The sequence below is a fragment of the Flavobacterium artemisiae genome (assembly GCF_042678225.1).
Lineage (GTDB): Bacteria > Bacteroidota > Bacteroidia > Flavobacteriales > Flavobacteriaceae > Flavobacterium > Flavobacterium artemisiae.
Map to the genome: position 1 here is coordinate 234,673 of NZ_JBHUDZ010000002.1, position 15,106 is coordinate 249,778.

The window sequence follows — 15,106 nt, forward strand, 5'->3', positions numbered from 1 at the left end:
CTATTAAGACTCTTTTAAATAGAATATGTTACAATAAATTTTAGAAAAATTTATAATATTTTTTAGAAGTGCTGTTTTGTAATACTTTAAGCTTTTGATTTTTTTATAATTTTGACAATTGTAAAGACTGCTTTTTTGTCAAATTCAAATTGTTTTACTGAATTTAATATGTTTTTGATTTTCTGTAATTGATGAATAAGCAGTATCTTTGCTCACTTTAAAATTAAGTTTACATGTCATTAGCACAAATTCTAACACCTTCTATACAAAAAGCAATACAAGCATTATTCGATGTTTCTATTGATAAAATTGAGCTTCAAACTACTAGAAAAGAGTTTGAAGGCGATATTACAATGGTAATTTTTCCTTTACTAAAACTGATTAAGAGTAATCCTGTTGAGTTAGGAAATAAAATTGGAAATTATCTGGTTGAAAACGTTGATGAAGTTGCGCGATTTAATGTAGTTTCAGGCTTTTTGAACATTGTAATTTCAGATAGTTACTACGTAAATTTCTTTAACGGAATTAAAAATGAAAAGCCGTTTGGTTTTATATCTCCAAATCCAGACGAAAAAGCAATAATGGTTGAATATTCTTCGCCAAACACCAACAAACCTTTGCACTTAGGGCACGTTCGTAACAACTTGTTAGGATATTCTGTTGCTGAGATTTTAAAAGCTTCTGGTAAAAAAGTGTACAAAACGCAAATCATCAACGATAGAGGTATTCATATCTGTAAATCGATGCTGGCTTGGGAAAAATTTGGAAATGGAGAAACTCCAGAAACTTCTGGTCTAAAAGGTGATAAACTAGTTGGTAAATATTATGTAGAATTTGAAAAGGCTTTTCAAAATGAATACTCTGAATGGCAAAAAACTGTAGAATATTCTGTTGAGTTTTTAAAAGATAAAGATACTTCATTGATTGATAAATTGATGGGTGAAGATGGAGAGATGCCAGTCTTTTTTAATGATGGAGGAGAATTTGATGAAGATCTTTTTACAGATGAAGGTGATCATAAAAATTTCAAATCGAATTTCAAAGATAAATATTTTAATAATTATAGTCTTTTAGGTAAAGAAGTTAAAGGAATGCTTCAAAAATGGGAAGCTGGAGACGACCATGTTGTTTCTCTTTGGAAAAAAATGAATCAATGGGTATATGCTGGTTTTGAAACTACATACATTAATCTTGGAGTTAATTTTGATAAATATTATTACGAAAGCAATACTTATTTATTAGGAAAGGATGTTGTCCAGGTGGGTCTTGATAAAGGTGTTTTTGAAAAAGATCCTGATGGTTCTGTTTGGATCGATTTGACAGATGAAGGTCTTGATCGTAAAATTGTATTACGTTCTGACGGAACTGCTGTTTATATGACACAGGATATCGGAACTGCGATTCAGCGTGTAAAAGATATGCCAGATGTGGGAGGAATGGTTTACACAGTTGGTAACGAACAAGATTATCACTTTAAGGTTTTATTCCTGATCTTGAAAAAACTTGGTTTTGACTGGGCTTCGAGTTTGTATCATTTATCATACGGAATGGTGGATCTGCCTTCTGGAAAAATGAAAAGTCGTGAAGGAACTGTTGTAGATGCTGATGATTTAATGCAGGATATGACGGATACCGCAAAACAAATTTCAGAAGATTTAGGAAAATTAGACAGTTATTCGACAGAAGAAAAAGCAAAACTATACAAGACAATAGGTCTTGGAGCGTTGAAATATTATATTTTAAAAGTAGATCCGAAGAAACGTATTTTATTTAATCCAGAAGAATCTGTAGATTTTGCTGGAAATACAGGACCGTTTATTCAATATACTTACGCTAGAATTCAATCTATAATAAGAAAAGCAGATTTTGATTTTTCTGCTAAAATTGACATTGAAGAACTTCACGAAAAAGAAAAAGAACTAATAAAACAAATCGAACTTTTTCCAGAAGTAATTCAGAACGCGGCTCAAAATCATAGTCCTGCTTTAATTGCAAATTATACTTATGATATAGTAAAAGAATATAATTCATTCTATCAGTCAGTTCATATTTTAGGAGAAGTTGATTTGACAAAAAAAATATTCAGAGTACAGCTTTCTCAGAAAGTTGCAGAAGTTATAAAATCTGCATTCCAATTATTAGGAATTGAAGTTCCAGAAAGAATGTAGTTTTAGAGAATAGCTAAAATTGTAAAGCCAATAGTTTTTTAAATTATTGGCTTTTTTTATTGTTTTTATTTCTTAAACATCTCATTTCTATTTAGGTTCAATATTATTTTAGCAATAATTCAATGCTATTCATATTCAAGAAAAATTTTGATGAAAGAAGATTTTCATTGCAAACTAACTGCAGTTTCACCTGAAATTTTTTTAACTATTTTGAATTTAGTCTGCTTTTATAGAAAAATTTGTTTCAGGGATTAAACCGTTTGAAAGTTTTAAGCATTTTTTCTGTTTTTATATCTGTAAGATTGTTAAATGTTTACGAATAATATTTAAGTGTATAATTATAAAAAAAATAAAAATACCACTTGTAAATATGTTTTTTTTATAAGTATGTTTACGGTAAGAAAATGCGTGCTATAAAAAACTTAAAAAATCCCCATAATTTTATTTTTTTATGAATCGTAGACGAGGAAGCTGAAAATCGTAAGAGTAGGCAAAACATAACCCAAAAATACAATGAGTAAAAAAATTACTTTATTAATGATGTTGCTTTTTGCATTCGGCATAATGAATGCACAGGATTTAATCGCTCCTTCTTATGCATTTTCGCACAGTAAAACAGCTTACATTACTTTGGCTGACGGAACTGAAATCAGCGGAACTATCAGAGATATTGATAGAGAAAAAGGATTAATTGAATATATCAAATTGCAAGATGCTGCTGGAAAAAAACACAAATTGAAACCAGAAGACATTAAATTTATGTACTTGCCACCAAGTGGTCTGGATAAATTAAATAAAAAATTAGATTTTATTTCTGATGTTCAAAAATGGAATGATGATAAATTAAACCAAGAGTACTTAAAAGAAGGTTACGCTTATTTTGAAACTACGGATGTAAAAATTAAGAAGAAACAGACTAAATTATTGATGCAGCTTCTTAACCCTGCGTTTAGTAAAGAATTTAAAATTTACTGTGATCCTTATGCAAAAGAAACTGCATCAATAGGAGTTGGCGGTATGAAATTTGTTGGAGGTGATGCAAAATCATTTTACGTTGCTAAGAAAAACGAGCCTGCTTTCTTATTAAAGAAAAAAGAATACAAAAAAGAATTTGCTGAATTGTGGAAAAGCTGTGATAAGTTAATCTCAGAAAACCCAGAGCCAAAATGGGGTGATTTAACAAAACACTCTCTTACTTATTCTGAGTGTGTGCAATAATTTAGAATAAAATTTAAATACAAAAAAGCCGATAGTTGTAGAACTATCGGCTTTTTACTTTTATAGCCACTACAGGTTGAGAAGTATTAGAATACGACATATTTTCGGTACCAAATATTTTTTTTGTAGGAAATTGTGTTTGTATGATTTATGTTTGTGCACGATTTCAGAAACAATATCACTCCCTAAAATATTGTAGAGTTAATTATTTCGATTTAGAAGTTTTGTAATTCATGAGCAAAATTCTCACCCACTAAATTGAAACAACACACTTTTTTATACGACACTATTACTTGGAAATATCTTCCTTACATTCATTTTTTGCTATTTTGAATTAGTACACTATTTAGTCTGAAAATGACAAGGATCAAAAAGCCGTCAAAAATTATGACGGCTTTTTCTTATTTATGATATATAAGATCCGATAGTAATGATTTTTTTCTCGTTTTAAATAATTATGTAAGTATTTTATTTTAATATATCTATTAGTTTTTATTTTTTGTAGTATAATTACTCTTGTTATTTGTGTTAAATTAAAAATAAATCTTGTTAAAAATATTTAAATTTTATAAGTTCGGCCTTTAATAAATCAAAGAAAAAAAATGAAACAAAAATTAAAAGGATTAATAGTGGTATTTTTTGTTTTTGCGCTTCAATTTACTTTTGCGCAACAAAAAAAAATTACAGGAACGGTTTTGGATAATGCGGGAATGCCGCTTCCTGGTGTTAGTGTCATGATCAAAGGAACAAAATTAGGAACCCAAACTGATTTTGATGGAAAATATTCAATTACTGCATCATCAAATCAGGTTTTAGTATTCAGCTATATGGGTACGAAGACTCAGGAAATAGCAGCAAGTTCTTCAGTTATTGATGTAAAAATGATAGATGCTGGTGCACAGGAATTAGAAAGTGTCGTAGTTACAACTGCAATGGGAGTTAAAAAAGAGAAAAAAGCTTTGGGTTATGCTACTCAGGAAATTAAAGCTACTGAATTAACAAAAGGAAATAACAATAGTTTGGCAGGAGCTCTTCAAGGAAAATTAGCAGGTGTACAAATCACCCCTTCTAGTGGTGCTCCTGGAGCTTCTTCTCAAATTGTAATTCGCGGAGCCCGTTCTTTTACAGGTAATAATACTCCTTTATATGTAATTGATGGTATGCCGGTAGCATCGCAAGCTGATTACAGTACAGGAAACAGTGTGACTGGAGCAGATAGTGCTAACCGAGCTGTAGATATTGATCCTAATGATATTGAATCGATCAACATTCTAAAAGGACAAGCAGCTTCGGCAATTTATGGTCTTAGAGCTTCAAATGGAGTAATTGTGATTACTACAAAAAGCGGGAGAGGTGCTTCTAAAAATGGTAAACCAACAATTAATTTCAATAGTTCTATTACAGCAGATAACATCTCTAGAAAGATTAACTTTCAGAATGAGTATGCACAAGGAACCAAAGGTGCATACGATCCAACAAACTCATTGTCTTGGGGACCTAAGATTTCTGAGTTGCCAAATGATGCAAAATATGGAGGAAATGTTGCGAACACCTTGAATGGTATGAATGCAACAGCATATGCAGGTAAATATTATGTGCCGCAAAGAGCTACTGCTGGCTTAGATCCATGGGTAACACCTAAGGTTTATGATAATTTTGGTAATTTCTTTAAAACTGGAATAACTGTTAATAATTCTTTTAATATAACACAAGCAACTGATAAAAGTAATTACGCATTTGCGTTGGGCTCGTCAAATCAGGATGGATTTATACCTGCAACGGGTATGGATCGTTATAATGCTAAAGCTTCATTTAGTACAAAATTAGGGGACGAATGGAAAACCGGATTCGTAGGAAACTATGTAAATACTAAAATTCAAAAAGCTACAGGCGCGAATGATTCTTCTGTGGCAGGTGCATTTGCAGCTCCTATAAGTTATGACTTAAAAGGAAACGGATTTGAAAACCCAACTGATCCTTATAAACAAATTTATTACAGACCACTAGGATGGAACAATCCTTATTGGGCCGCTAAACACAACATATTTGACGAACAAACAGATCGTTTTTATGGAAACAGCTATGTTGAATTTGCACCCAAAATCTCGGTAGACAATCATCATAAGATTACATTTCGTTACCAGCTTGGAGCAGATACCTATACAACTAATTATAGAAATATAGAAGAATATGGTAATAAACAAAATACAGCAGGTCATTTATATATTTATGGAATTTCATCAAGAACAATTAATTCATTATTAACAGCGAATTATGAGTACAAAATTTCAGAAGACTTAAATTTAACAGCATTGGTTGGTAATGAAATTAACGATAAGTATGAAAAGGACTATGATATGATTGGAAACAATCTTAATTTTGGTGGATGGGCTAATTTAGCCAATACACAACAAACAGTTGCCACAGATGAAATCAATAAAAACAGAACTTTTGGTTTGTTTGGTAATGTAAACCTCTCATACAAAAATTTTATTTACTTGGGCGGTACAATAAGAAATGATATTGTATCATCAATGCCAAGAAACAACCGTTCATTTGTATATCCTTCAGTATCACTAGGTGTAGTGTTAACAGAGCTAGAAGCTTTAAAAGGAAACTCTATATTATCTTTCGCTAAACTAAGAGGATCTTGGGCAGAGGTAGGTCAAGCTGGAAATTATAAAGCTAATTATTATTCAGTACCTTCTTATGGAGGCGGTTTCTGGGGAACTGCTCCTATAAGTTATCCTGTTGGTGGAGTAAATTCATACATTCCAAATAATATAATGTATGATCCAAACTTAAAACCTCAAAATACAAGATCTTATGAATTGGGTGGAGAGGTTCGATTATTTAATAATCGAATTAGTATAGACTATACTTATGCTAGACAAAATGTAATAGATCAAATTTTTTCAGTGCCATTAGCAGGTTCGACAGGAGCCTCTTCTTTAATGATGAACGGAGGAAAAATCCATACTAATAGTCATGAATTAATTGTTAGTGTTAATCCAGTTAGAACTGCTGATTTTGATTGGACGATTTCTGCAAACTACACACAAATAGACAACTTTGTAGATGAATTAAAAGAAGGAGTACCTAATATTTTCTTAGGCGGATTTGTTACTCCACAAATTAGAGCGAGTATTGGAGAGCGTTTTCCAGTTATTTATGGAACATCTTTTAAGAGAGATGATAAAGGAAATATTCTAGTTGATAATAATGGGCTGGCTATTGCTGGTGAAACCAAATCGCTTGGTGAGGTTGCTCCGAAATTCAACTTAGGAGGAACAACTTCTTTCCGATACAAAAAAGTAACTCTTGCCGCTACTTTTGACTGGAAAAATGGAGGGAAAATGTACAGCGGTACAAATTCACTATTAGATACTTATGGATTAAGTGCTAAAACAGGAAATCGTGATGAACTAATAGTACAGCAAGGTGTTACAGCAACTGGAGAAGTAAATACAAAAGCAGCTACAAAAGAAGCGACTTATACTGTGTATTCAAATATTGCAGAAACTGCTATATACGATGCTTCTTTCGTTAAATTAAGAGAGCTTTCTTTAGGATATACCCTTCCAAAATTTTCAGCAGGATTTGATATACGCCTTTCAGCATTCGCAAGAAACGTTTTATTATGGGCTAAAATGCCAAACTTAGATCCGGAATCATCCCAAGGAAATAACAATATGGCCGGAGGTTTTGAAAGATTATCTATTCCACAAACAAGAAGTATTGGAATGGGAATGAATCTAACAATAAATTAATATAATTCAAAAAATCATGAAAAAATATAAAGCTATATTACTTTTAGCGATCGCATCATTTTCATTAAATTCTTGTTCAGAGGATAAAATGGATGATATCAACAAAAATGTAAATAATCCAACAGATGTTCCAAGCCATTTTGCAATTACGGATGCTATGACCAGTACAGCATTTAGCAATACAGGTTCAGATCTTTCTTTCTACTCGGGAGTGTATGTAGAATTAAACGCAGGAGGTTCTGGCCAAATGTATAATGCTGAAACAAGAAATGGTGAACCTATAAATCAGACAACTTATAACAACTCTTGGAACAATCAATATCAGACAATGTACAATCTAAAACTGATTATCGAGAAATGTACAACCGGCACGGAAAAAGGAAACTACACAACGTTGGGAATAGCGCAAGTTTTATATGCTTATAATTTAGCTTTACTGACAGATATGTATGGAGATGTTCCTTTTACAGAAGCTTTTCAGCCTGGGGTAATTTTTCAGCCTAAATTAGACCATCAGGAAGATCTTTATAAAATTGTTTTTGCAACCCTTGAAGACGCAATAGTTAATTTAGGAAAAACATCAAATTATCCAGTTTTAGGAAATCAGGATTTAATATACCAAGGCGATAAAACAAAATGGATAAAAGCCGCTAATGGTTTATTGGCTCGCTATACATTGCGTCTTTCTTTTAGAAATCCAGATTATGCAAAGGTGTTAATCTATGTAAGTAAATCTTTTACAAGTAAAAATGACGAATTTAAATTGAAAAATAATGATATTCCAAATCCGTATTATCAATTAGATAATGCCAGAGGATATTTATTTGCAAGTAAAAGTTTATCGGATAAATTAAATGCAAGAGCAAATGATCCACGTGCTGAAGGTTATTTCACAAAAATCCGAAAAACATCTGGTGCGCCTCTTACATATGAATTTTTTGTAAATGGTGAGAGCCCTCAAAGTCAAAATTATTCGTTTTCAGCATTAATAAATAGAAACAATCCAATATTCATGTTAAGCTACCACGAACTATTGTTTATCAAAGCAGAAGCAGAAGCAAGAAATTCAGACGCGGTTACAAGTACAGCAAGTTTAACCGCAGCTGTAAATGCTGCTTTTAATAAAGATGAGGTTATTAATTTTTCGACTACAAATGCAGCAAATTATGTTGCAGGATTAAATATTACAAATAATGCTGATCTATTAAAAGAAATAGCTGTTCAAAAATATCTATCATTCTATGAAAACGAATGTGTTGAAGCTTATAATGATTATAGACGTTTATTGGCAATTTATGGATCAGCGGCAGCGCATCCAATTCAATTGGCGAATCCACTTAATGCAGCTAAATTTCCGCTTAGACTGACTTACGGAAATTCTGATGTGTCTGCAAACAAGAATGTAACAGAAGCATTTGGAGATGGGACATATGTCTATACCGAAAAAGTTTGGTGGGCAGGGGGTACTAGATAATAATATCTTTATTGTCAATTATTTTGTATAGCAAAAAGCCGGAAGTCTTCAAAAAACTTCCGGCTTTTTTATAACAACTAATTCTAATTTAATTATTTAACAAATTTGTCAATAATCTTATCTGTTTCTGCTTTAGCAGTATCTGGTTTTAAGTCAAATAAAAGAGAATAAAGCGCTTTTTTCTCCACTTTTGCCTCTAAATTTAAGTCTTTATGTCTGTCAAATAAAGTCTGCCATTTGTCACGAACATTTTTCCAAAGAGCATTGTTAGCAACCCACCATTTTTGAGCAGCTTGACATTTAATGTCTGGAACTTTTGTGTAAACATCAAATCCTTTTTCTTGCGCTAATAAAACATCTTTTCCGGCATCATCACGAACTAATTTGTCGTTGTCTTGCTCATGATTCCATCCAGTAGCAGTGATTTCGTGAATATTTCTTCTTTTTAAAACATTGTAATCGTTACGTTTTGTCTGCTCTCTTCTTGGCAACGGTGCATCTGCAACGTTTGCCCAGTAATCTTTTCCGTCAACATGTACCCAAGTTGAAGATCCTTCATATCTCGGACTATCATCTACTTGATATACTTTTTGAGTCCATTGCCCTTTTACCGCTTTTTTATCTAACTTTTTGTATTTCCAAGAATTTCCTTTATCAAAAGAATATAAGTCTGTGTTTTCGTATAGCCAATCTTGTCTCCAGTGTTTGATAATCATGTCATCACTTACAATCAATAAATGCTGCATTACGATTTTGTTTGGAGTGTCTTCTAATAATTCAACCCATTCCAAAGCAGATTCATGCTTAGTTTCAGATGGTTTGTATGATGCAGAATCTTTAGGATATGAGAATGTTTCGGTGAAATTAAACTTCACTTCATAGCAGCCGCACATTGATTTGATAGACTTAATATCTTGTTGTTTTTTGTCCTGACTAAAACCAAGACTGCATGTTAAAGCCACAGCGGCTGACATTAAAAGGCTTTTTGAAATCATAACTTATTGTTTTGTTTTAAAATTTTTCGCAAATATATAAATTTAATTTAGAACAATTAAAAATAGTTATATATTTGCACCGGTTATTAAGAATGAATAAAAATAATGAGAATAAAAATTACCCTTTTTGCTGGATTGCTTTTTTGTAATATTTTTTTTGCACAGCAAAAAGATACAATTGCATCGCGAGAAAAACTTTCTGAAGTTGTTGTTACAGGGCAATTGGAACCACAATCAATAAAGAAATCTGTGTTTAATGTCCGTGTTGTAACTAAAGAAAATATCAAACAATTAGCTGCAAATAATTTAGCAGATGTATTAAATCAGTATTTAAATATTAGTGTGACATCTAATGGTGACGATGGGCGTTCTAAGGTTTCGATGTTTGGTTTAGATGCACAATACTTTAAGATTTTGGTTGATAATATACCTTTAGTAAGTGATACAGGGATGGGAACCAATGTTGATTTAACACAAGTTAATCTTGATGATGTTGAGCGAATCGAAATCATTGAGGGATCAATGGGGGTTACTCACGGAGCAAATGCGGTTACGGGAATCCTAAATATTATTACGAAAAAAGGAGGGGGATATAAATGGCAGATCGGCGCAACTGTCCAGGAAGAGACAGTTGGTAAAGAGTTTGGTTTTTTTGATAAAGGCCGTCACATTCAATCGGCTAAAATTGCTCATAATTTTAATGAAAACTGGTTTGTTAATATAGGAGGAAATCGTAACGAAATGGCTGGTTATTATGATAATAGGCAAGGGAGAGATTATGATGTTAATGACGGATTAAGAGGATACACACAGTTACCAAAAGAGCAATTGGTAGGAAATGCAATACTTGGTTACCAGAAAGATGCCTTCAGGATTTTTTACAAATTCGATTATTATGGAGAAGATGTACATTATTATAATCCAGTAATAAATATACAAGATAATTATCCCTTCGCAGATACCTATTTTTCAAGAGATAAAAGATATATTACGAACCGTTATTATCACCATTTAAATGCTAGTGGGAATATTTTCTCAAAATTAAAATATAATGTGTCAGTTTCCCAGCAAAAACAGGAGCGTGATTTAGAGAATTTTGTTTATAAGTTGGATACAAGAGAGGAGGTAGATAATAAAAGGAAAACTTACCAGTCAAAAGAAGTGTTTTATTCTACAGGTGCGCTAAGCAACTTCTTTGATAATAAAAAAGTAGATTTTCAGCTTGGATATGAAATTACTAATGAAAACGGATTTTATGATTCATCAGTTGGAGCTTTTAGAGATGACAATCAAGTAGGGCAGAATATTAGAAAGAGATTGGAAAACTATGATATTTATTCAGTCGCTGAAATCGGTGTAAGTGATAAATTTTCGATTCGCCCTGGACTTCGATTTTCTTTTCAAACTGCTTTCGAAAATCAATACGCAAGTTCACTTGGTTTAAGATATCTGTTTGACAAAGGATTAGAGGCAAGAGCTTCTTTAGGGAAATCCTATCGTACTCCAAATTTTGATGAGTTGTATACTTATTTTGTTGATTCTAATCATAATATGCAGGGAAATCCTGATTTGATTCCTGAAAACAGTACTTCTTATGAAATGAGTTTTAAAAGAGCCTGTACTTTTGATTCGGGCGCTCAGATCTCGAACAACTTAGCAGTTACTTTTTTAGATGTTGATGACAGAATTGATCTAGTGGTAACGCAGACCATTCCTAGCTGGAATTATAAATATCTTAATATCAATAAATATAAGATGTGGAACATTTCAACGGTTGAACAATATACTTATAAAAATTGGAATGTAATGTTAGGGGCAGCTGTAGTAGGGATTTCCAGAAGACTTGACTTGGCTGCTGAAAACTTAGTATCTGATGATAAATTTTTCTATTCGTTCAGACTAAATTCTAGTATCTCTTACAATATCCCTAAATGGAATACTCTGCTAGCGGTTTTTTATAAATATAATGGAAGGCAGCAACAATATGTGGCAGCAACCGGTACAGATGGAAAAACGGGATTTTTTCTAAATGAACTTCAGCCATTTAGCTGGATGGATGCCTCCATTCGCAAAGCATTCTTTAAAAATAAATTTGAAGTAACCGTAGGAGCCAGAAACTTGTTTGATGTTACTAATCTGCAGTCCGCTATAAACGGGGGTAGTGGTGATGCATCTGGAGGTGCTCACGGAGGAGGTACAAGTTCCGATATGATGTTGGGATATGGCCGATCTTACTTCTTAAAACTTTCATATAATCTAAATTTTAATTAATAAATCAATAACATGAAAAAGAACTTTATTTTAATACTATCTTTTGTATTACTTGCTCTTGGAGCTTGTAGTAGCGATGATGAAGTAGCTCAGGCAAATGCTGTAGCTTTTGCTTCGACTTCGTTAAATTTATCTGCGGAAACAACTCCGATCGAAATTAAATTTTCATCTCCAACTGCAACAGCAGGATCTTTAACTTTAACTTATACTGAAACAGCAGTTGCAAATGGTACAGATTACAATACTACACCAGCAATCGCTGCAAGTAAAGTTGTAGTTCCTTTTGAGAAAAATGTGTCTACTGTATCTTTTTCTTTTAAAAAATTAAAAGAGGCTATCGAAGGAGAGGTAAAAAATGTCGTTTTCACTATTAGCAGCGTATCTATTAACGCGGTAATTTCTGAAAATAAATCAATTCAGGTAAACTTTAATGAAACTGCTTCTCTAGGAAATGCATTAGCACCAGAAGTTGGTGGGCCAACTGAGCCAAACCAGGTTTTCGTTGATTTAAGCAGCGGAAAAATGACTACTGTTCCTAGAGTTTCATGGGATTTAGGATTCTACTCTGGAACAGATTTTAGAGTTATAATAAATCATACTGTAAAAATGTCTGCTAAACAAACTACTAGTATAAATATTGATGAAGTTCAAGCAGAAGATGCAAGTATGATTTTCAATCAAGGATCTGGAAGTATAACTCAAGTAGATGATCCAGCAGGAGATATTACTAAAACAACTATTGCAGCTATCTCGGCTACAGACAGTGAGAATAAAGTTTATGTGATTAATATGGGAAGCAACCCAGGGATAACTAAACCAGAAACTGGAAATGAAGGTACTGCTAACGGACCTTCTAGAGGATGGAAAAAAGTTAGAATCTTAAGAAGTGGTAATGATTATAAAGTACAATACGCTGATATTGCTGCTACTACTCATGATGAAATTACTGTTGCTAAAAATGCAGCTTACAACTTTACATTCTTAAGTTTATTAGACAAGAAAACAGTTAGTGTAGAGCCTCAAAAAGCACAGTGGGATATCAGTTTCACAAGTTTTACTAATGCAACTAATTTTGGAGGAGGTTTAGTGCCATATAATTTCGCAGACTTTGTTTTAAATAACGTGAAAGGTGGTGCAAAAACATACCAAGTGCTTACGACAGCCTTTACTTATGACGCTTTTGCTTTGGCAAATGTTGATAACAGTAAATTCACAGATGACCAAAGAAATATTGGTTCAAACTGGCGAGGAACAGTTGGAGGAACAGATGCAAATGGTAACCCAACTTCTGGATTTAATGCAAGATCAGATCGTTTCTACGTCGTGAAAGATCCAGCAGGAAATGTTTATAAAGTTAGATTTACAGCAGGAGTAAACGCTGCTGGTGAAAGAGGTTATCCTACATTCCAATACGCTATCTTGAAATAATTTTTAAAAATGAAAAATCTAAAAAATATAAAGATTATTTCATTCTAATATACAATGCCTTGCATTCAAAATTTAGTTAATCATTAGCTTTGTTTTTTTTATTTTTTTTTGATAAGGAGGTTAGATTCGTCTAACCTCTTTTTTTTGTTCTAGTTTCTTGTTAAAATGAATTAGAAACAAAATGTTATTCTATCTTTGCACAAATTTTTTCTGTAATAAATTAACAATAATTTAATTGGTTTAATTTTTGAGTCAGATCTTCAATATTTATTATATTTTTTAAGTGAATACAAAATCTTATTTTTTTCAGTCTTTTGCAATTGTAGCTTTAGCGCTTGTCGCTTTTATTGGTTTCAAACAAATTCTGCCGGATAAAATATTTTCGGAGAGTAAACTCGATTCAAAAAATATATTGATCGACAGTCTGCTGTTAGAGTCTGTTGCCGAAGATTCTTTGTCTCTTGATGAAGATAGTCTTGCTAAAAGCGAAAGATTGCTTAATCAGCAAAAGATCGTTTATGACGAAGCAGGCGGAATTGAGTTTCCTGCTGAAACTTTTGAAAACTACAAAGGATATCAGTACCTGATTCATTTTTACGAAAGATTATATCAATTAGAAAAAAATCCGCAGAGCAAAGTTAGAATTGCATATTACGGAGATTCTATGACTGACGGGGATTTAATCGTACAAGATGTTCGTATGAATTATCAAGAACGTTTTGGAGGTAATGGAGTAGGTTTTGTTTCGATAACTTCTGAGTCTGCAGCTTCTCGTGGTTCTATAAAAGGACAATATTCTAAAAACTGGAAAACACAATCGTATTTAAATGTAAAAAAACCGATAAGTCCTTTTGGCGTAAACGGCCACGTGTTTTTTGCCAATAATGGCGCTAATACTACTTGGATTCAGTTTGAAGCCGGGTTAAATAAATTCTCTACTTCATTAGATAATCCGACTTTATTTTACGGACGTTCGTCTCGAACAGGAAATGTTAATTTTATTATCGGAAAAGATACACTTAGAAAAACTTTATCTCCAAATAATATAGTAAATACACTAAAAGTTTCGTCAGGAAGTTTAAAAGCGTTTAAAGCCAATTTCATACACGCAGATTCTATTCCGATTTACGGATTTAATTTTGATAACGGCAGCGGTGTTCACGTAGACAATTTCTCTCAAAGAGGAAATTCGGGACTTCCGATTTCAATGTTCAATGCAGATGTGATGCAGGCTTTCAATAATAGTTTAAAATACGATTTGGTTATTTTGCACTATGGAACTAATGTTTTAAATTACGGCACCAAAAATTATTCTTGGTACGAAAAAGGAATGACGAAAACCGTAAATAAAATCAAAGAATCTTTTCCTGGAGTTTCTATCTTAATTGTTTCGACAGCAGACAAATCGACGAAATATGATTTAGAAATGAAAACCGATTCTGCCGTTGTTCCATTAATGAAAGCGCAAAAACATTATGCTCTGGAAACGGAATCTGGTTTTGTGAATTTATACACTTTAATGGGCGGTGACGGATCTATGATTAAATGGGTAGACGAAGCGCCAGCCAAAGCCAATAAAGATTACACGCACTTTAACCAGCGTGGTGCAAAAGCCATTGGAAATTTATTATACGAACAGTTAAATAAAGGATACGAAGAATATAAAAAACTCAGAGAAAAGAGAGATGCCGAAGGGAGTAAACGAAAAGCAGTCAGGAAAGAAAAAGCCGATTCCGTTTCAGTAACAAACGACAGCCTATGACCCATAAACTAATATTTTTC

General features: G+C 32.6%; 8 protein-coding genes. 7 read left to right on the forward strand and 1 reads right to left on the reverse strand.

Translation table 11 applies throughout. The annotated features are described in order from the left end of the window. The first annotated feature begins 233 nt into the window (after positions 1-233). The 4 genes from argS (at position 234) to ACFSC2_RS02990 (ending at position 8,630) form a co-directional block, all read left to right on the forward strand. A complete protein-coding gene (argS, locus tag ACFSC2_RS02975; protein WP_379816126.1) occupies positions 234-2,168 on the forward strand; it encodes an arginine--tRNA ligase in 1,935 nt (644 codons plus the stop codon). Positions 2,169-2,681: 513 nt separating this feature from the next. Continuing rightward, positions 2,682-3,386, forward strand: coding sequence for a hypothetical protein (locus ACFSC2_RS02980; RefSeq protein ID WP_379816127.1), 705 nt, complete (start codon positions 2,682-2,684; stop codon positions 3,384-3,386). Positions 3,387-3,988: 602 nt separating this feature from the next. Next, complete coding sequence (locus ACFSC2_RS02985; protein WP_379816129.1) at positions 3,989-7,156, forward strand: SusC/RagA family TonB-linked outer membrane protein; 3,168 nt, start codon at positions 3,989-3,991, stop codon at positions 7,154-7,156. A 16-nt stretch (positions 7,157-7,172) separates the two neighbouring features. Further along, positions 7,173-8,630, forward strand: coding sequence for a SusD/RagB family nutrient-binding outer membrane lipoprotein (locus ACFSC2_RS02990; protein ID WP_379816130.1), 1,458 nt, complete (start codon positions 7,173-7,175; stop codon positions 8,628-8,630). A 92-nt stretch (positions 8,631-8,722) separates the two neighbouring features. Here the strand turns inward: ACFSC2_RS02990 and ACFSC2_RS02995 are convergent, their stop codons facing one another. Continuing rightward, positions 8,723-9,625, reverse strand: a complete 903-nt coding sequence (locus ACFSC2_RS02995; RefSeq protein ID WP_379816131.1) for a DUF6607 family protein — start codon at positions 9,623-9,625, stop codon at positions 8,723-8,725. A gap of 105 nt (positions 9,626-9,730) precedes the next feature. Between ACFSC2_RS02995 and ACFSC2_RS03000 the strand changes: the two genes are divergently transcribed. From ACFSC2_RS03000 to ACFSC2_RS03010, 3 genes are all read left to right on the forward strand, one after another. Next, on the forward strand, positions 9,731-11,896 hold the full coding sequence (locus ACFSC2_RS03000; RefSeq protein WP_379816132.1) for a TonB-dependent receptor plug domain-containing protein: 2,166 nt from the start codon (positions 9,731-9,733) through the stop codon (positions 11,894-11,896). Positions 11,897-11,908: 12 nt separating this feature from the next. After that, the gene (locus ACFSC2_RS03005; RefSeq protein ID WP_379816133.1) at positions 11,909-13,324 is read left to right on the forward strand and encodes an HmuY family protein; all 1,416 of its coding nucleotides are present in this window, start codon (positions 11,909-11,911) and stop codon (positions 13,322-13,324) included. Between the two features lie 283 nt (positions 13,325-13,607). Further along, on the forward strand, positions 13,608-15,086 hold the full coding sequence (locus ACFSC2_RS03010; protein WP_379816134.1) for an SGNH/GDSL hydrolase family protein: 1,479 nt from the start codon (positions 13,608-13,610) through the stop codon (positions 15,084-15,086). Positions 15,087-15,106 lie beyond the last annotated feature (20 nt).

Excerpts from the sequence above, each read along its gene's own strand:
- ACFSC2_RS02985 (WP_379816129.1), top strand. The coding sequence starts at position 3,989 with ATGAAACAAAAATTAAAAGGATTAATAGTGGTATTTTTTGTTTTTGCG.
- argS (WP_379816126.1), top strand. The coding sequence starts at position 234 with ATGTCATTAGCACAAATTCTAACACCTTCTATACAAAAAGCAATACAA.
- ACFSC2_RS03000 (WP_379816132.1), top strand. The coding sequence starts at position 9,731 with ATGAGAATAAAAATTACCCTTTTTGCTGGATTGCTTTTTTGTAATATT.
- ACFSC2_RS02995 (WP_379816131.1), bottom strand. The coding sequence starts at position 9,625 with ATGATTTCAAAAAGCCTTTTAATGTCAGCCGCTGTGGCTTTAACATGC.
- ACFSC2_RS02990 (WP_379816130.1), top strand. The coding sequence starts at position 7,173 with ATGAAAAAATATAAAGCTATATTACTTTTAGCGATCGCATCATTTTCA.
- ACFSC2_RS03005 (WP_379816133.1), top strand. The coding sequence starts at position 11,909 with ATGAAAAAGAACTTTATTTTAATACTATCTTTTGTATTACTTGCTCTT.
- ACFSC2_RS02980 (WP_379816127.1), top strand. The coding sequence starts at position 2,682 with ATGAGTAAAAAAATTACTTTATTAATGATGTTGCTTTTTGCATTCGGC.